General features: G+C 70.9%; 22 protein-coding genes. 4 read left to right on the forward strand and 18 right to left on the reverse strand.

Annotated features, from left to right (window positions below):
- Window positions 1-6 precede the first annotated feature (6 nt).
- Window positions 7-879, forward strand: a complete 873-nt coding sequence (locus tag Q5425_RS42670; protein ID WP_308678141.1) for a 1,4-dihydroxy-2-naphthoate polyprenyltransferase — start codon at window positions 7-9, stop codon at window positions 877-879.
- Here the strand turns inward: Q5425_RS42670 and Q5425_RS42675 are convergent.
- From Q5425_RS42675 to Q5425_RS42685, 3 genes are read right to left on the reverse strand one after another with little or no spacing between them, the layout of a single operon-like run.
- Window positions 876-1,955, reverse strand: coding sequence for a PLP-dependent cysteine synthase family protein (locus Q5425_RS42675; protein WP_308678142.1), 1,080 nt, complete (start codon window positions 1,953-1,955; stop codon window positions 876-878). The genes Q5425_RS42670 and Q5425_RS42675 overlap by 4 nt on opposite strands.
- Entirely contained in the window at window positions 1,952-2,242 is a 291-nt protein-coding gene (locus Q5425_RS42680; RefSeq protein WP_308678143.1) for a DUF4229 domain-containing protein, read from the reverse strand. The genes Q5425_RS42675 and Q5425_RS42680 overlap by 4 nt, the downstream gene beginning before the upstream one ends.
- A gap of 11 nt (window positions 2,243-2,253) precedes the next feature.
- A complete protein-coding gene (locus Q5425_RS42685; protein WP_308678144.1) occupies window positions 2,254-2,727 on the reverse strand; it encodes an Lrp/AsnC family transcriptional regulator in 474 nt (157 codons plus the stop codon).
- Between the two features lie 277 nt (window positions 2,728-3,004).
- On the opposite strand from Q5425_RS42685, the gene Q5425_RS42690 reads away from it, so the two are divergent.
- Both Q5425_RS42690 and Q5425_RS42695 read left to right on the forward strand, forming a co-directional pair.
- Entirely contained in the window at window positions 3,005-3,217 is a 213-nt protein-coding gene (locus Q5425_RS42690; protein ID WP_086837800.1) for a BldC family transcriptional regulator, read from the forward strand.
- 146 nt (window positions 3,218-3,363) lie between these two features.
- On the forward strand, window positions 3,364-3,549 hold the full coding sequence (locus tag Q5425_RS42695) for a hypothetical protein (protein WP_043783873.1): 186 nt from the start codon (window positions 3,364-3,366) through the stop codon (window positions 3,547-3,549).
- An 87-nt stretch (window positions 3,550-3,636) separates the two neighbouring features.
- On the opposite strand, the gene Q5425_RS42700 is transcribed toward Q5425_RS42695, so the two are convergent.
- The 8 genes from Q5425_RS42700 to hemL form a co-directional block, all read right to left on the reverse strand.
- The gene (locus tag Q5425_RS42700) at window positions 3,637-4,995 is read right to left on the reverse strand and encodes an AAA family ATPase (RefSeq protein ID WP_308678145.1); all 1,359 of its coding nucleotides are present in this window, start codon (window positions 4,993-4,995) and stop codon (window positions 3,637-3,639) included.
- Between the two features lie 75 nt (window positions 4,996-5,070).
- Complete coding sequence (ccsB, locus tag Q5425_RS42705; protein ID WP_308678146.1) at window positions 5,071-6,039, reverse strand: c-type cytochrome biogenesis protein CcsB; 969 nt, start codon at window positions 6,037-6,039, stop codon at window positions 5,071-5,073.
- Window positions 6,040-6,042: 3 nt separating this feature from the next.
- On the reverse strand, window positions 6,043-7,638 hold the full coding sequence (locus tag Q5425_RS42710; protein ID WP_308678147.1) for a cytochrome c biogenesis protein ResB: 1,596 nt from the start codon (window positions 7,636-7,638) through the stop codon (window positions 6,043-6,045).
- Window positions 7,635-8,408 carry a cytochrome c biogenesis CcdA family protein gene (locus tag Q5425_RS42715; RefSeq protein ID WP_308678148.1) on the reverse strand — a complete coding sequence of 258 codons (774 nt, stop codon included), beginning with the start codon at window positions 8,406-8,408 and terminating at the stop codon, window positions 7,635-7,637. The genes Q5425_RS42710 and Q5425_RS42715 overlap by 4 nt, the downstream gene beginning before the upstream one ends.
- Before the next feature lie 199 nt (window positions 8,409-8,607).
- Window positions 8,608-8,979, reverse strand: coding sequence for a hypothetical protein (locus Q5425_RS42720; protein WP_308678149.1), 372 nt, complete (start codon window positions 8,977-8,979; stop codon window positions 8,608-8,610).
- A gap of 87 nt (window positions 8,980-9,066) precedes the next feature.
- Window positions 9,067-9,630: a TlpA disulfide reductase family protein gene (locus Q5425_RS42725; RefSeq protein WP_308678150.1), complete on the reverse strand. Its 564-nt coding sequence runs from the start codon at window positions 9,628-9,630 to the stop codon at window positions 9,067-9,069.
- Window positions 9,627-10,253 carry a histidine phosphatase family protein gene (locus tag Q5425_RS42730; protein ID WP_308678151.1) on the reverse strand — a complete coding sequence of 209 codons (627 nt, stop codon included), beginning with the start codon at window positions 10,251-10,253 and terminating at the stop codon, window positions 9,627-9,629. The genes Q5425_RS42725 and Q5425_RS42730 overlap by 4 nt, the downstream gene beginning before the upstream one ends.
- Window positions 10,250-11,551, reverse strand: coding sequence for a glutamate-1-semialdehyde 2,1-aminomutase (hemL, locus tag Q5425_RS42735; protein ID WP_308678152.1), 1,302 nt, complete (start codon window positions 11,549-11,551; stop codon window positions 10,250-10,252). The genes Q5425_RS42730 and hemL overlap by 4 nt, the downstream gene beginning before the upstream one ends.
- Window positions 11,552-11,703: 152 nt before the next feature.
- Between hemL and Q5425_RS42740 the strand changes: the two genes are divergently transcribed.
- Entirely contained in the window at window positions 11,704-12,180 is a 477-nt protein-coding gene (locus Q5425_RS42740; RefSeq protein WP_308678153.1) for a TspO/MBR family protein, read from the forward strand.
- On the opposite strand, the gene Q5425_RS42745 is transcribed toward Q5425_RS42740, so the two are convergent.
- From Q5425_RS42745 to Q5425_RS42775, 7 genes are all read right to left on the reverse strand, one after another.
- Window positions 12,177-12,743, reverse strand: coding sequence for a hypothetical protein (locus Q5425_RS42745; protein ID WP_308678154.1), 567 nt, complete (start codon window positions 12,741-12,743; stop codon window positions 12,177-12,179). The two genes, Q5425_RS42740 and Q5425_RS42745, sit on opposite strands and share 4 nt — an antisense overlap.
- A gap of 11 nt (window positions 12,744-12,754) precedes the next feature.
- Window positions 12,755-13,957 (reverse strand): ABC transporter permease, encoded by a 1,203-nt coding sequence (locus Q5425_RS42750; protein ID WP_308678155.1) that lies wholly within the window; start codon window positions 13,955-13,957, stop codon window positions 12,755-12,757.
- Window positions 13,954-14,658, reverse strand: coding sequence for an ABC transporter ATP-binding protein (locus Q5425_RS42755; RefSeq protein ID WP_308678156.1), 705 nt, complete (start codon window positions 14,656-14,658; stop codon window positions 13,954-13,956). The genes Q5425_RS42750 and Q5425_RS42755 overlap by 4 nt, the downstream gene beginning before the upstream one ends.
- Window positions 14,655-15,905: an efflux RND transporter periplasmic adaptor subunit gene (locus Q5425_RS42760; protein ID WP_308678157.1), complete on the reverse strand. Its 1,251-nt coding sequence runs from the start codon at window positions 15,903-15,905 to the stop codon at window positions 14,655-14,657. The genes Q5425_RS42755 and Q5425_RS42760 overlap by 4 nt, the downstream gene beginning before the upstream one ends.
- A 62-nt stretch (window positions 15,906-15,967) precedes the next feature.
- Window positions 15,968-16,306: a hypothetical protein gene (locus tag Q5425_RS42765; protein ID WP_308678158.1), complete on the reverse strand. Its 339-nt coding sequence runs from the start codon at window positions 16,304-16,306 to the stop codon at window positions 15,968-15,970.
- 13 nt (window positions 16,307-16,319) lie between these two features.
- Complete coding sequence (locus tag Q5425_RS42770; protein ID WP_308678159.1) at window positions 16,320-16,760, reverse strand: DUF3093 family protein; 441 nt, start codon at window positions 16,758-16,760, stop codon at window positions 16,320-16,322.
- Window positions 16,757-17,293, reverse strand: coding sequence for a hypothetical protein (locus tag Q5425_RS42775; protein WP_308678160.1), 537 nt, complete (start codon window positions 17,291-17,293; stop codon window positions 16,757-16,759). The genes Q5425_RS42770 and Q5425_RS42775 overlap by 4 nt, the downstream gene beginning before the upstream one ends.
- Window positions 17,294-17,295 lie beyond the last annotated feature (2 nt).

Here is a 17,295-nt window from a genome sequence, read left to right on the forward strand (position 1 = left end):
GGCGCCATGGCGAGCTTGAGCGAGTGGATCGAAGGGGCCCGGCCGCGGACGCTGCCCAACGCGGTGGCGCCGGTGGTGGCGGGGGCCGGCGCGGCGATCGCGCTGGACGCGTTCTCGTGGTGGCGGTCGGCACTGGCGCTGCTCGTCTCCCTCTCGCTGATCGTCGGCGTCAACTACGCCAACGACTACTCCGACGGCATCCGCGGCACGGACGAGAACCGCGTCGGCCCGCTGCGGCTGGTCGGCTCCGGCGTCGCCGCCCCCAAGGCCGTGCTGACCGCCGCGCTGATCTCGCTGGGCCTGGCCGGGGTGCTGGGGCTGGTCCTGGTGGCCGTCAGCGGGCACTGGTGGCTGCTGGCGATGGGCGCGCTGTGCATCCTCGGCGCGTGGTTCTACACCGGTGGGAAGAAGCCCTACGGCTACTACGGCTTCGGCGAGATCGCCGTCTTCGTGTTCTTCGGCCTGGCCGGCGTGCTCGGCACGGTCTACGTCCAAGCGGGCGGGGTCAGCTGGGCGGCACTGCTGTGCGCAATCGCGATCGGCTGCTTCTCGACGGCGGTCCTGACCGCCAACAACCTGCGTGACATCCCGACCGACGTCGAGTCCGGCAAGCGCACCCTGGCCACCCGCCTGGGCGACAAGGGCACGCGACGGCTCTACCTGGTGCTGGTGGCGGTTCCGTACGTGATCAGCGTGGTCATGGCCGGCGCCGGGTACGGGTTGACCGCGCTGGCCGGGCTGACCATCGGCCTGCTGCTGCCGGCGGTCGGCGCCGTCCACGGCGGGAAGACCGGGCGCGAGCTGATCCCCGCCCTGCGGGACACCGGCCTGGCCATGCTGGTGTGGGCCGTGTTCACCGCGGTCGGCATGAACATCTAGCTTTCCGGGAACTTCCCGGTGGTCAGGAACTCCTCGAACAACGCCGTGTGCGGCGCCAGGTCCAGGTTCTGCTGGGCCAGCCACTCGTCGTTGTAGTAGGTGTGCGCGTACCGCTCGCCGCCGTCGCACAGCAGCGTCACGACGCTGCCCGCCTGGCCGTCCTCGACCATGCGCGAGATGAGCCGGAACGCGCCGTAGAGGTTGGTGCCGGTCGAGCCGCCCGCCCAGTGCCCGGTCCGCTCGCGCAGCAGCCGGATCGCCGCCAGGGAGCCGGCGTCGGGGATCTGGAACATCTCGTCGATGACGCCGGGCACGAAGGACGGCTCGCAGCGCGGGCGTCCGATGCCCTCGATCCGCGACGGCATGCCGGTGCCGTAGTCCAGGGCCCCGGTCTCCCAGGCGCCGTAGAACGACGAGTTCTCCGGGTCGACGACGCAGACCTTCGTCGTGTGGCGCTTGTAGCGGACGTACCGGCCGAAGGTGGCGCTCGTACCGCCCGTGCCCGCCCCGACGACGATCCAGGCCGGGATCGGGTGGCGTTCCGAGCGCATCTGCGCGAACACCGACTCGGCGATGTTGTTGTTTCCCCGCCAGTCCGTCGCGCGCTCGGCGTAGGTGAACTGGTCGAGGTAGTGGCCGCCGCACTCGGCCGCGAGCCGTTCCGCCTCGGAGTACATCGCCGGCGCCTGGTCGACGAAGTGGCACTCGCCGCCGTAGAACTCGATGAGGGCGACCTTCTCCTGCGACGTGCGCCGCGGCACGACCGTGATGAAGCGCAGCCCGAGCATCCGGGCGAAGTAGGCCTCGGACACCGCGGTCGAGCCGCTGGAGGCCTCGACGAGCACGGTGTCCGGCCCGATCTGGCCGTTGACGAGCCCGTAGAGGAACAGCGACCGGGCCAGCCGGTGCTTGAGCGAGCCGGTCGGGTGGACCGACTCGTCCTTGAGGTACAGGTCGATGCCCCACTCCGGGGGCAGCGGGAAGACGTGCAGGTGCGTGTCGGCGCTGCGGTTGGCGTCGGCCTCGATGATCCGGACGGCCTCCCGGACCCAGCTGCGGCTGTGCAGGCGGCTCACTCGGGCTGCCCGGCGGCCGTGTCACCACGCAGCTGCGCGCGCAGCTGCGCCCGGGCGCGGGCCCGCTTCTCGTTGCGCTTCGCCAGCCCGGCGGTGACGCGGGCGTTGAGCGGGCGGAACAGCAGCAGGCCGAGCGGCAGCCCGACGACCAGGCCGATCAGCAGGGCGACCAGCAGCGGCACCCCGGTCAGGGCCAGCGCCCACGCGATCACCCCGACCAGCACGAACCGCGCCAGCAGGTACAGCGTCAGGTCACGGGGCAGGTGGTCGGCCTTCACGTCGCTCACACCAACGCAGGCTACGCCCCGCCCAGCCGGTCCTTCTGCAGGCCCGCGTTGTTCGGGCGGCCCTCGAACCGCGTCGAGAGCACCACGGTGGTGTTCGTCCGCCCGACGCCGGGGATGCGGCGCAGCCGGCCGAGCGTGCGTTCCAGCTCGTCGACGGTCGACACGCGCACTTTGACGACGAAGGCCTCGTCGCCGGCCACCGCGTAGCAGCTCTCGACCTCGTCGAGCTCGGCGAGCGCGTCGGCGACGTCGTCCTCCGTGGCCGTGTCGGTCGGATGGATGCTGACGAGGGCGGTGACGCCGAGCCCGACGGAGCTGGGGTCGACGACCGCGTGGTAGCCGGTGATGACGCCGGCCGCTTCCAGCTTGCCCACCCGCTCGTGCACCGACGACGCGGAGAGCCCGACGGCCCGGCCCAGGTCGGCGTAAGTGGCCCGTCCGTTGATGCGCAACGCTGCGATGATCTTCCGGTCCAACTGATCCACGGGATCACTCTATGCGGTTGGACAATCCCCCATTGGCACCACGCCTCCCGCCGTGGACCGGCCGGAGCGCCGTCTCCGCACGTCAAGTCACCGGACAGTAGTTGCTGAGCGTGCACAAGCTGTCCGTTTTGACCTTTAAGGGCTCTTTACTCGCGGACAACCGTTCGAGTACCCGACGGGTGAAGTGCAACGATTGCCTTGTTGGCTACCCCGGCGCGACGGGCAGAAGGGCCCGGACGCCTCCGGTATAGCAGTGAGTTCGTTAAGGAGGCGGAAAATGACCGCGACGATGGGCGGACGCCTGCTCACCCCAGGCGAGGTGGCAGCGCTGTTCCGAGTGGACCCGAAGACGGTGACCCGGTGGGCGACCGCAGGGCGGATCGGCTCGATCCGGACCCCGGGCGGGCACCGGCGGTTCCGGGAGTCCGAGGTCAACGAGCTCCTCGCCGAGCTGACCACCGACGCCAGCGAACCGGCGCGCACCGCCTGAACCATCCGGACACGAAGGCCGTGTCGGGTACGGGACCAACCCCGTACCCGACACGGCCTTCGTGCTTTGGTGACCCGGCTTCAGGCCCACCACACGGCCGGAGAGGTTAACCTCGGGGGACAGGCAGCCATACGGAAGGATCCGGCATGCTCGCTCTGCTCGCAGCGGTCGGCGCGCTGGTCGTCGCCCTGCTCTTGTGGCGGTCGTTCGCCGGTCAGCGGATCGGGGTGCCCTCGGCTCCACGCCGCGCCCCCCTCGCCCCGGACGACGACCCCGATTTCCTGCGCCAGCTGGCCGAACAGCAGCGCAAACGCCGGGACGAAGACCTTTAGGCCGGCCTTTACCTTCGCCGCGCCTGGTCGTGAGTGATAAGTCGGGTTAGAACCCGCTTTACCACTCACGACCGGTAGGTGACCTGGTCAGCGGTAACCCTGGGAGAGCGGGGTTGCGAAGCCGTCGGCGACCGTCGCCGCCAGTTCCAGCAGGGCCAGGCCGGTGTCGCCGGACAGGCGGTCCAGCTCGATTTCCGCGCCTTCCTCCAGGTGCGGGTCGAACGGCACCTTGCAGACCGCCCGGACCTTCGCGCCGAAGTGCGCCGACAGCTTGTCGAGGTCGACCGAGCCGCCCTTGGGCCGGACCGAGTTGATCACCGCGACCGAGCGTTTGACCAGCTCGCCGTAGCCGTGCGCCTCGAGCCAGTCCAGCGTCGCCGAGGCGCTGCGGGCGCCGTCGACCGAGCCGGACGAGACCACGACCAGCGCGTCGGCGACGTCCAGGACACCCTTCATCGCCGAGTGCATCAGGCCGGTCCCGCAGTCGGTGAGCACGATGTTGTAGAAGTGCTCCAGCAGGTTCACCGTGCGCCGGTAGTCGTCCTCGGAGAAGGCCTCCGACACGGCCGGGTCCTGCTCGCTGGCCAGGATCTCCAGCCGGCTGGAGCCCTGGGACGTGTACGACCGGACGTCGCTGTAGCGCGTGATGCGGGCGGCATCACGCAGCAGGTGGCGGACCGTCGCGGTGGTCTCCAGCGGGATCTTCTGCGACAACGTGCCGCGGTCCGGGTTGGCGTCCACCGCGACCACGCGGTCACCGCGCAGGGACGCGAACGTCGAGCCCAGCGTCGTGGTCACCGTGGTCTTGCCGACGCCGCCCTTGAGCGACAGCATCGCGATCTTGTAGCAACCGCGCAGCGGCTGGTTGACGCGGGCGATGAGCTCGCGGCGGCGGGTGTCCGCCGGGCTCTCCCCCGGGTTGACCAGCTTCCCGGTGCCGACGTAGACCGCCTTGCGCCAGCCCGACTGCGGGGGCCGCTTGACCTGCTTGACCAGGTGCGCGGTCGCCAGGTCGTGGCCGTGGCCCGGCTGCGGCGGCGCCGCGTGCCGGCCGCCCTGGGGCTGCGGCAGGCCGGACGGCTGCTGCTGCTGCGGGTACTGGGCGTGGGCCTGGTACTGCTGCGCTGGGTCGCCGTACTGCGGCTGCAGCGGCGGCAGGTTCTGGTCGTAGCCGTAGGGCACCTGGGGCGGCCCCGGCACGGCGGGATTGGCCACCTGGTGCGGCCCGGACACGGCCGGGTTCGGCACCTGGTGCGGGCCCGACACCGCCGGGTTGGGCGGCGGCGCCACCGCCTGCGTGGGCTGCACGTCGTACGCCCCCGACGTCTCCGGGTGCGGGTGTGAGTCCGTCCGGTCGTCGGTGAACAGGCCCGGCTGCGGTGCGGCAGCGGCCGGTTCAGCCTGTTCGGGGTGGCCTGGAGCCGATTCTTCGCTGGGTCCGGTCACCGGTGAAAACCTCCACGCGCTCCGCCTGACACTCCGCCCCCGGTGTCGACGGTAGTCGGCGGACGCGCGGGACGCTCAGCCCACCCCGGCGTAGGAGTGCAGGCCCGCGGTGACCAGGTTCACGAAGAACAGGTTGAAGATGATCGCGGCGAACCCGACGATGTTGATGGCCGCGGCCCGGGCTCCGCGCCAGCCCGCGGTCGCCCGCGAGTGCAGGTAGGCCGCGTAGACGACCCACGCGATGAACGCGACGGTCTCCTTGGGGTCCCACCCCCAGAACCGGCCCCACGCCGACTCGGCCCAGACCGCGCCGCAGAGCACGCCGAAGGTGAACACCGGGAAGGCGAAGATGGTGGTCCGGTAGGCGATCCGGTCGAGGACGTCGGCCACGGGCAGCTTCGAGGCAAACCGGGCGAACTTCGTGTCGTCCTTGTCGTAGGCCGCGCGGAAGAGGTAGAGCACGCTCGCGACGCCGGGGACCAGGAAGACGCCGGAGCCGATGATGGCCGCCGAGACGTGGATGACCAGCCAGTACGACTGCAGCGCGGGCTGCACCGGCGCCGCGGTCGTGTACAGCATCGTGCCGTTGACGAACATCAGGATGACGACGGGCAGCAGCAGGAAGCCGGTGAGGTGCCGGACCGGGAACTTCCACATCACGACGATCCAGGTGACCACCGTGATGAAGGTGACCGCCATGCCGTACTCGTACATGTTGCCCCACGGCGCGCGGTGCACGGCGAGCCCGCGCAGCACGATCGCCGACAGCTGCAGCAGCGCGCCGAGCACGAGCAGTGACGCGCCCATCCGGCCGATCCGCTCGGGGCGGCCGACCTCGCGCGGCGCGGCCGGGAGCTCCTCGACCGGCGGCCCGCCGGCCCCGACGAGCTCGCGGGACCGCCGCTGGGCGCGTTCCATGGCGAGCCGGCCCTTCGCGCCGAAGCCCTGCTCGATCAGGGTGAACATCAGCGCGACGACGTAGATCGCCGCGGCGGTCGTGTACAGCCAGTCGCTGTAGGTCGACAGCGTCTCGTTGATCGGCATGCCTCAGCCCTTCTGCCCACTGATCAGGCGTTCGCTGATCCGGTGGAACTCTTCGCCGTACCCGGCCTGGTCGGTGCGGGCCAGCCCGGCGACCTCGATCACGGTACCCGGGTCGTCCGCGGTCCCCGGTTTCACCCGCACCCACAGCCGGCGGCGCTTGACCAGCAAGGACGCGCCGAGGCCGACGAACATCGCGATGGCAAAACCGAGCACGAACCCCTGGGTGGGGTCGTGGGAAACCTGGAGCGAGACCCACTGGCCGACGCCGTCGAAGCGGATCTTCGTCCCGTCGTCGAGCTTGATCTCCTGGCCGGCCTTCAGGTTTTCACGGGCGACCTTCTTCAGCCTGCCGTCGTCGACGAGCGACTGGTCGACTTCGAAGACCGACTGGCCGCGCCCGGCGTCCAGGCCGAGGTCGCCGCGCAGGATGTCGACGGCGACGGCGGGGTCATTCGCTTCGGGCGCCGACGACGTCAGGACGTTGCCGTGCAGGAACGCCGTCGGGGCGAACAGGCCGGTGATGGCCAGCTGGCGGGTCCGCCGCTGCACCTCGTCGGTGATGCCGGGCTGGTCGAACTTCGTCGCGCCCTCGGCGAGCATCGTGGTCGGGTCGACCGTGCGCCACTGGGTGTTCTGGGTGCGCTGCGAGCCGTCCGGGAAGGTGACCGTGAACTTCGGCGAGTAGCCGTGGCCGAGCAGGTAGACGCGGTCGCCCGCGGTGCGCAGCGGCGAGTTGACCTCGAGGCCGTACGGGCGCCAGGTGCCGGTCTCGAGGTCCGGGCCGGACTGGTACTCGATGTTCGAGTGGTAGTAGTCGGGCTGGCCGGACTCGGTGTAGCGCGCGGTGAAGTCGTTGACCTTCACGCAGAACGGGTCGAGGTCGGTGCCGTCGACGCGCAGGCCCGCGTTGAAGGAGTCGTAGTTGTAGATGCCGGCGTTGCAGAAGCTGTCGCCGTCGGCCTGGACGATGACCTGGCCCTCGTAGCCGTAGAGCTTGCCGAGGGCGAAGAAGACGATCAGGCCGAGCATGCTGAAGTGGAAGATCAGGTTGCCGGTCTCGCGCAGGAACCCGCGTTCGGCGGAGATCGTGCGAACGCCGCCGGCTTCCTCGCGTTCGACCCGCCGCCAGCCGGAGAGCTGCTTGTGGACGGCCGCGATCTCGGCGGCGACGTCGGGCTTGCCGCGGCCGAGCCGGTGGTGCGGCATCCGGGCCAGGTTGCGCGGGGTGAGCACCGGCTTGGCGCGCATCGCCTTGACGTACTCGAAGCTGCGCGGGGTCAGGCAGCCCACGAGGGAGACCATCAGCAGCAGGTAGATCGCCGAAAACCAGATGCTGGAGTAGACGTCGTAGAACTCGAGCTTGTCGAGCAGCGTCCCCCACCAGCCGTGGGCGGCGATGTACTCGTCGACCTTGGGGGCGTTGAGCTTGCGCTGCGGCAGGAGCGCGCCCGGCAGGGCGGCCAGCGCGAGGAGGAACAGCAGGACCAGCGCGGTGCGCATGGACGTCAAGCCGCGCCAGGTGTTGCGCAGGAAGGCGAAGGTGCGCTTGGCGGGGGTGGGGCCCTGTGGCGCCACCGGGGGCGCCTCCGTGGTCGTCACAGCGGCAGCCTCAGGTCGACGGCGAGTTCGTTGCGGAGCCAGCCCATCAGATCCCCCCAGACGCCGGTGACCAGCAGGACGCCGACGATCAGCAGCAGCACGCCACCGAAGATCTGCACCTGGCGGCCGTGCCGGCGCACCCAGTCGGTGGCGCGCACGGCCCAGCGGGCGCCGAGCGCGATGAGCAGGAACGGCAGCCCGAGACCGAGGCAGTAGACGGCGATCAGCAGGTAGCCGCGGGCTTCGGCCCCGCCGGTGGCGCTGGCCAGGGTGGTGACGGCGGACAGCGTCGGGCCGATGCACGGCGTCCAGCCGAGGCCGAAGATCGCCCCGAGCAGCGGGGCACCCCAGACGCCGCCGCGCGGGACGTGGTGCGAGCGCACCTCGCGCTGCAGGCCGGGGATCCAGCCGAGGAAGACGAAGGCCATGCCGATGGTGAGGACCCCGCCGATGCGCTGCAGGAGGTCCTGGTTGAGCGTGAGGGTCGCCGTCAGCCAGACGAGGGTGCCCATCGTGGCGACGAAGACGACGGTGAACCCGAGCACGAACAGCAGCGCGGCCCCGACAACGGCCCACCGCCCCTGCTTGCGCTCTTCATCGGCGCTGACGGCGGGAGCGTCGGCCCCGACGAGCGCGGCGAGGTAGGCGAGGTACCCCGGCACGAGCGGCACCACGCACGGCGAGGCGAAGGAGAGCGCCCCGGCCAGGAGCGCGACACCCGCGGCGAGCAGCAGCGGTCCGGAGATCGCCAGCTCGGTCACGGAGTTCACCCCCCTGAGGGTAGGGAGTGAGGTCCTGGTGAGAACGCCGGGGCCGCCTCAGAGGACCTCCGTCACAGCAGTTCAGGACCTAAGTCCCGAGTCCGCCCAAGCGCCCCAATGTGGCTTTCGGTGCGTTGAACGCACCGAACGCCACATTGGGTGCGTTGAACGCAACCAACGCCACATTGGGGCGCTTGGGCCCGGTCGATCAGAAGTGGAGTTCGCCGCCGCTCGCGAACACGCCGTTCACGCTGGGGCCGTAGTTGCCGTACTCCCCCGTGTTGAGCTCCGACTGGCCGTTGCTGGTGACCGTCTCGTAGGTCGTGTACGGGTAGCAGCAGCTGCCGATGGACAGCTTGTCGCCGTACCGCGCGCCGGACAGGTTCGCGTGCACCTGGTTGTTGGCGGTGTTCAGCCACAGGCGGAGCGCGCGGCCGTAGCCGGTCCGCTCCTTGAGCAGCGTGAACCCCTGGACGGTGACCGGCGCGGACGCCGAGGTCGTGGCGGCCGACGCCGGCACCGCCACGGTCGTGGTCGCGGCGGCGGCGATCAGCGCGACGGCCGCGATCTTCTTCAGCATGAATTCTCCCCTTGGTCGAGCAAAACGATCATGGGGAACATAACCCAGCGCCCTCGCGAACCGGTTAAAAACCGGCAAAAGCCCCGATCAGGCCTCCGCGTCCAGCCGCTGCGTGACCGGGAGCAGGTCCTGGGCCAGCACCTGCCGGAGGAACACCGCCGCCACGCGGTGCTGCTTGTCCAGCACGATCGTCGACGGGATGATGTTGCGCGGGTAGCCGCTCAGCTTGAGCAGCACCCGGCCGTCCGGGTCGTAGATCGACGGGTACGTCAGCTTCCGGTCCCGCACGAAGTCCTGCGCCACCTCCCGCGCCGGGTCGCGGACGTCGATGCCCACCACCTGGACGCCCCGCTTGGCCAGCGCCTCCATCTCCGGCGCCTCCGTGCGGCACGGGCCGCACCACTGGCCCCACAGGTTCAGCACGACGACCTTGCCGGGGAAGTCCGCCAGCGACAGCTGCTTGCCCTCGTTCATGAGGTCGTCGCCGGCGAGGACCGGGGCCGTCTGGCGCTCGGCGACGTCGTAGGCGATGTCGACCTGGCCGCCCGGGGAGACGAAGCTGAAGCTGCTCCCCTGGACCACCGCGTCCTTGCCCGCGCTGCACCCGGCCAGTGCCAGCGCCGCGACCGTCGCGACCAGCAGCCGCTTCACGCCCCGGTCACCTTCGGGTCGGTCGTACCCGCCGGCTCGCTGTAGACGATCTCGCGCAGCTCGTCGCCGTCGAACACCAGCGACGTCAGCGAAGCCAGCGAGCACTGGCGGCGCCGCGGGTCGTGCCACAGGCGCTTGCCCTCGAGGAAGCGCCGCAGCGTCCAGATCGGCAGCTGGTGCGACACGCAGAGAGCTTCGTGCCCGGCCGCGGCCTCGCGCGCCCGGTGGACCGCGCCGAGCATCCGGTGGGCGATTTCGAGGTACGGCTCGCCCCACGACGGCTTGAACGGGTTCACCAGCTTCGGCCAGTGCCGCGGCTCCCGCAGCGCGCCGTCGCCGACCGCCACGTGCAGGCCTTCGAACTGGTTGCCGGCCTCGATCAGGCCCCCGTCGGTGGTGATGTCGAGCCGGTGGGCGGCGGCGATCGGGGCCGCCGTCTCCTGCGCCCGCTGAAGCGGCGAAGCGACGACGTGCACGAGGTCGTGCCCCGCGACGGCTTCGGCGACCGTGAGCGCCTGACGCTGCCCGCGCTCGGAGAGCCGGTAGCCCTCCAGGCGGCCGTAGAGGATCTTCTCGGGGTTGTGCACTTCGCCGTGCCGCAGCATGTGGACGACGGTGGTCACTGGACGGCTCCGGCCGCCGCGCGCGCCGCCGCGGGCAGCGCCGCTTCGATCACCGAGAACGCTTCGTCGTCCATGGCCGCGTTGACGAACCAGGCCTCGTACGCGCTCGGGGGCGCGTAGACGCCTCCGTCGAGCAACGCGTGGAAGAACGGCGGGAAGCGCCACGTTTCGGACGCCTGCGCGCCGGCGTAGTCGCGGACCGGCGTTTCCCCGAAGAACACGCTCACCAGGTTGCCCGCGTACTGGACGTTGTGCGCGACCCCCGCTTCGCTCAAAGCGGCGTGGAAGAGGTTGCCGAGGCGCTTCGCGTTGGCGTCGAGAGCTGCGTACACGGCGTAGTCGGCCGCCCGCAGCGTCGCGAGGCCCGCCGCCACCGCGACGGGGTTCCCGGAGAGCGTCCCGGCCTGGTAGACCGGCCCGCCCGGGGCGAGCTTGGCCATCACGTCGGCGCGGCCGCCGAAGGCCGCCGCCGGCAGGCCGCCGGACATCACCTTGCCGAACGTGTAGAGGTCGCCGGCGACGCCTTCGAGGCCGAACCAGCCCGCGTGCGAGACGCGGAACCCGGTCATCACCTCGTCCATGATCAGCAGCGCGCCGTGCTCGTGGGCGATCTCACGCAGCCCCGCGTTGAAGCCGTCGGCCGGGGCGACCGCGCCCATGTTGCCCGCCGCGGCCTCGGTGATCACCGCGGCGATCTCCCCCGGGTTGTCCACAAAGGATTTCCGGACGGCGTCGAGGTCGTTGTAGGGCAGCACCAGCGTGTCCGCGGCCTGGGCCCCGGTGACGCCCGGCGACGTCGGCAGCCCGAGCGTCGCGACGCCGGAGCCGGCCTCGGCGAGCAGCGCGTCGACGTGACCGTGGTAACACCCGGCGAACTTCACGATCTTCGACCGGCCGGTGAACCCCCTGGCCAGCCGGATCGCGCTCATGGTGGCCTCGGTGCCCGAGTTGACCAGCCGGACCCGCTCGACCGGCGCGACCCGGCCGATGATCTCCTCGGCCAGCTCGACCTCGCCGATGGTCGGTGTGCCGAACGAGAGCCCCGACGTCGCCGCCGAGCGCGCCGCCTCGACGACCGCCGGGTGCGCGTGCCCCAGGATCATCGGGCCCCAGGAGGACACCAGGTCGACGTAGCGGTTGCCGTCGGCGTCCCACAGGTGCGGGCCCTCGCCGCGGACCATGAACCGCGGGGTGCCGCCGACCGAGTTGAACGCGCGCACCGGCGAGTTCACCCCGCCCGGGATGGCCGTCTTCGCGCGGTCGAACCATGCCTTGGACTGCTCGGTTCCAGTGCTCACGGGTTCAGTGAACCTCATTCAGCCGTCGGCCGGCGCGACAGGTCACCGTAGGCGGGCCGGTCGCTACCCGTAGCGCCGGCCTAACCAGAATGAGGTTCAGTCTCCCAAACCCGCCTAGGATGGCGGTCAGCCGCCCGGGAGGGGAGCAGCCGGTGACCGAACGCGTCCCGCACCGCAACCAGTGGCTCATGCTGGCCGGCTTCCTCGGCGTCGTCGCCGTGGTGGCCGTGGTCGGCGGCCTGGCCGCGACGTCGGCGAGAGACGTCTACGCGCGGCTCGAGCAGCCGCCGTGGGCGCCGCCCGCCTCCCTGTTCGGTCCGGTGTGGACGGTGCTGTACATCACCATCGCGGTGTCCGGCTGGCTGTACTGGCGGACCGACGGCGAGACGCGCGGGTTCGCCGCGTACGGCATCGGCCTGCTGTCCAACCTGCTCTGGACGCCCTTGTTCTTCGAAAGCGGCGCGGCCCGGGTCGCGCTGGCCGACATCGTGCTGCTGGACGTCGTCGTGGTGGTGACGATCGTCCTGTTCGCCCGCCGGTCGAAGCTCGCCGCCGCGCTCCAGGTGCCCTACCTCGCCTGGATCCTCTACGCGACGGCGCTCAACACCGCGATCATCGTCCTGAACTAGCGCGCGGCCTCCTGGGTGATGGCCTGCGCGGTCACCGTCCCGTCGCTGCCCGCTTGGCCCTGGACGACGACCGTCGCGCCCGGCTTGAGGTCCGACAGCTTGCCCTGCTGGGTGACCCCGACCGTGGTCGAGTCCGATGTGGACACCTTGACGTCGGCACCTTGCGCGGTCTTGACGTACACCGTGGTGCCGTCGACGCGGTCGACCGTGCCGGTGGTGCCACGGCCCCCGGCGCCCCGGAACCCGCCGCCCTGCTGGCCGGTGCCGGCTTGGGTGCCCCCCGCTTGCCGGGTGGGCGTCGAGGGCGACGACGACCCGAACGCCGCGTGGGTCCAGGCACCACCGCCGAACGCGACCGCCAGGACGACGAGCCCGGCGAGCACCAGCGTGGTGCGCGAAAACGGCTTCGCGGCTTGGCGCATCTCGGCGTTCAGGTCACCGTCGACCGCCGGCCTGGCGACGATCTCCTCCGCGCTCGGCTCCAGAGCCGCACTTTCACGTGAAAGTGCGGCCCCCTGGTGGGCACTTTCACGTGAAAGTGCCGGTTCGGTGGGGGAAGGCATGGGAAGGCTCCTTATTCGTGACGCAGGGCGTCGATGGGCCGCAGCTTGGCGGCCCGGTTCGCCGGGAAGCTGCCGAAGAACAGCCCGATCAGGGCGGAGACCGCGAAGGCGAGCAGGATCGACGAGGGCACCACGACCGGTTTGATCCCGGAGATGGTGAACCGGCTGCCGATCAGCCCGATCGCGACGCCGAGCAACCCGCCGAACAGGCTGAGCATGGTCGCTTCGGCGAGGAACTGGCCGAGGATGGCCGAGCGCGGGGCGCCGATGGCCTTGCGGATGCCGATTTCGCGGATCCGCTCGGTCACCGTGACGAGCATGATGTTGGTGACGCCGATGCCGCCGACCAGCAGGGAGATCGCCGCGACCGCCGCCAGCAGCACGGTGAACGTCTCCGTCGCCGACGTCCGGGTCGCCAGGAGCTGCTCGGAGTTCTGGATCTGGTAATCGGGGGTGCCGCCGAGCCGGATGCCGTGGCGGGCGTTGAGGATCGCGGTGATCTCCGACTGGGCCAGCGAGACGGAGTCGGCGCTGGTGGCCTGGACGGCGATCTGGCTGAGGCTGCCGTAGCCGGCGAGGGAGTTCTGGACCGCCGAAATCGGCGCGATCGCGACGTCGTCGGCGTTCTGCAGCCCGGTGCTGCCCTTGGCCTGCAGCACTCCGATCACGGTGAACTGGATGCTGTTCAGCAGCACGTTCCGACCGACCGGGTCGGCCGTCCCGAAGATCGACTCCGCCGTCGTCGGGCCGAGCACGACGACCTTCCGCGCGGCCGTGACGTCTTCGGCGGTGAACAGCCGGCCCTGGGCGAGTTCGCGGTTGGTCGTCGTGAAGTATGCGGGCTCGGTGCCGGCGACGCTGGAGATGTCGTAGGACGTCTGCCCGTAGGTCGCGGTCGCCGTCGTGTTCACCACCGGTGACGCGGCCTTGACGTCCGGCGCGCCGACGGGGTCGACCAGCGCGTGCGCGTCCTGGACGGTCAGCGGCCGCGCCGTCGCGCCCTGCCCGCCGCCGCGGGCCGGGGAGACGTTGACGACGTTGGTGCCGAGGCCCTGGATGCTGGCCGCGATGGCCGCCGACGCGCCGTTGCCCACCGCGACCAGCAGGATCACCGCCGCGACGCCGATGGTGATGCCGAGGGTGGTGAGGGCCGAGCGCAGCTTGTTCGCGGTGAGCCCGCGCACGGCGAACCGCAGGATTTCGAGGACGTTCACAAGACCGCTCCGACGGCGCGCGTGACTTCGTCGGACACGATGCGCCCGTCGTCGACCCGGACGACGCGGTGCGCGTGCTCGGCGACCTCGTCCTCGTGGGTGATGACGACGATGGTGCGGCCGAGGGAGTTGAGCCGGTCGAACACGCCGAGGACGTCCTCGGTGCTGCGCCGGTCGAGGTTGCCGGTCGGCTCGTCGGCCAGCAGCATCGCCGGGCCGGTGACCAGGGCCCGCGCGACCGCGACGCGCTGGATCTGGCCGCCGGAGAGCTCGCTCGGGAGGTGCTTGGCGCGATCGGACAGCCCGACCATCTCCAGTGCCGCGAGCGCGCGACGGCGTCGTTCCGAGCGCCGGAGTCCACTGTAGACCAGCGGGAGTTCCACATTGGACAAGGCGGACGTCCTCGGCACCAGGTTGAACGACTGGAAGATGAAGCCGATCTTGCGGTTGCGCAGCAACGCCAGTTGCCGTTCGTTCAGCTTCCCGACGCCGAACCCGTCCAGGAGGTACCGGCCGGACGTCGGCACGTCCAGGCAGCCCAGCATGTTCAGCAGCGTCGACTTCCCCGAGCCGGACGCGCCCATGATCGCGACGTACTCGCCGGGCCACACGGTGAGGTCGACGCCGCGCAGCGCGTGCACCGCCGTCTCGCCGGCCCCGTAGGTCTTGCGCAGTGCGGAGACCGCGATCACCGGGTTCATCCGCGCCCGCCGAAGCCGCCGCCGGCGCCGGTGCCGCGCTGGCCGCCGCCGGGGAACCCGCCGGTCCCGCCGAACCCGCCGGTGCCGCCGGTGCGGCCGGTCCCGCCGGTGGCGCCGGTCGAGGCCGTGGCGGTGAGCACGACGTTCTCGCCCTCGGTCAGCCCGGAGGTGATCTGGACCGTCGACTCGCCGCGCAGGCCGACCTGGACCTGCCGGGTGACGTTCTGGCCGTTTTCCTGCACGGTGACGACGTTGGTGCTGCCGACGGTCTGCACCGCCGCGGCCGGCACGCTCAACGCGTTCTCGGCGGAGGCGACGGTGATCACGACGCTCGCCGACTGGCCGGGCCGCAGCCCGTCCGGCGGGTTCGTCAGCGCCAGCTGCGCGCCGTAGGAGACGACGCTGCCGCTCGTGGTCGGGGTCAGGTTGACGCTCGAGACGGTGGCCTGGACCGGCTTGTCCGGCAGCGCGTTGAGCGTCACGGTGGCCTGCTGGCCCGCCTTGACCTTGCTGACGTCGATCTCCGCGACCGAGGTGTCGACGACCAGGCCGGTCAGGTTCGTGATGGTGATGAACCCGCTGCTCGAGCTGCTGCTGCTCGACGCGGCGGCACTCGAGTTCGACGAACCTTGACCGCCTTGGCCGCTGCTGCCGGCCGGCTGCGACGTGGCCGAGGAGCCGCTGGAGGACTGCTGCCCGACGGCGCCGTTGATCGCGGTGACCGTGCCGGCACCGGGGGCGTACAACGTCGTGTTGTCGAGCGCCTGCTGCGCGGTCTGGACGTCGAGCTCGGCCTGGTCGAGCTTCGCCTGCGCCGAGGTGACGTTGTTGGCGGCGCTGTTCTGCCCGGTGGCCGGGGTGTCTTCGGCCGTCTCGGCGGTGTCGAGGCTGTCCTGCGCGACCGCGAGGTTCGCCTTCGCGACTTGAAGCTGCTTCGCCGCCTGGGTGCTGTCGATCGTGGCGAGCTTCTGCCCGGCACTGACGACGTCACCGACCTTGACGTCGATCGAGGCGACCTTCCCGGCCGTCGCGAAGTTCGCCGCACCGGTGTAGCTGCTGGCGAGGGTCCCGGCGGCGGAGACGGTCTCGGTGACCGTCGCCCGGCGAACCGGGGTGCTGCGCGTCTGCGCCTGCGCGGAACTCGGTTCGGGGCTGAATGCCTGGTATATCCCGAATCCCGCCCCGGCCAGCAGTACGACCAGAGCACCGTTGATCACCCATGCCTTCGAGGCACGCACGCGCGTCATGCGGCAACTCAAGTACCGGCGCTTAGCAATTGACTGTTGGTTGCCTGTGCGCGAGCTGTGGATCAGGCCTTCGTCTTGGCACTCCGCGCACGGATCGCGAGCGACAGCTGACGCACCGCGTCGACCAGCAGGAGCGCGGCCACGGTACCGAGCCCGATGGCGCCGGCGAGCAGCCCGCCGAAGTACCGGTGCGACTCGAGCACGGCCCCGTCCTCGAGCCGGGTGACGACGGTGGCGACGCTGTTGTGCCAGCACGCGTAGGCGGCCCACCCGGCGAGAACGGCGAGCACGACTTCCACGACGGCGACGAGCGTCCGCCACGGCTTGTGCAGCCGCGCACGCGGGCCGGGTTCTTCCGGCGGCCAGAGCTCGGCCCCGGTGGGCTGCGGAAGGTCGATCACACCGGCGATTTTCTCATGCTTCGCCCGGCGTCGCCCGGACGAGCCGGTCCAGCGCGTCCCGCAGGGCCTCGACGTCCTTCGCCCAAGCCAGCACCACCGTGCCGTCGGCCAGCTTCACCGGCAGCGAGTCGTACTTCCGCGGCACCGACCAGCCGCCGCCCAGCACCCGCGCACCGACCGGCGTCCCGACGTCGTCGATCTCGGCGATCTGCGCGGCCGGTACCTGCTCGCGGCCCTGCCGCAGCTGCTCGGTCGTCACTTCCAGCGACAGGAACCGGCGGCGCGCGTACACCCACGGCATCGTGATCACGCACAGCGCGAACCCGACCATCAGCCAGCCCACCACGTGCACCGGGCCGCCGGTGGCGAGCTCCGCCAGCGCGCCCACCACGGCGAACGCCGGACCCCACCAGATCGCCGCCCAGCTCACGCCGGACTCGGCGTAGAGCCTCACAGCTTCTTGCCGACCTTGGGGAAGTAGCCGCTCACCGACGGCAGGTACAGCAGCACGAGCGCGATGACGAACAGCAGCACCGCGACGAGCGTCAGGTAGGTGAGCACCGGCGCGAAGGTGAAGATCAGCAGCACCATGAGGAACGGCAGGACGGTGAGCACCGTCCGGGCCGACCGGGTGCCTTCGCGGGCCTTGTACGCGAACAGCAGGAACAGCAGGGTGAACACGATCGACCCGACGAGGAGGAACCACAGCATCGCCGTGACGCCGTCGGCGATCATCTGCGGCGTGATCTTCGGGTCGGTGGTGCCCTTGACGTACCGGTCGATGACCGCGGACTTGCCCGCCATCAGCTGGACGTACCCGAGGATCAGCACCACACCGCCGGCGAGCCACAGCCAGAACGACACCGCCACCGGCCGCGGGGGTGCCGCTTTCGGTGCCCGCTCGCCGGGGAGCACCGGGTCGGGCGATCGGCCGCGTCGGCGCCGTTCGTCGTCGGTCAGACCGGTGAGGTCCTCTTTGTCTTCCACGC

This window comes from Amycolatopsis sp. A133, assembly GCF_031082405.1.
Lineage (GTDB): Bacteria > Actinomycetota > Actinomycetes > Mycobacteriales > Pseudonocardiaceae > Amycolatopsis.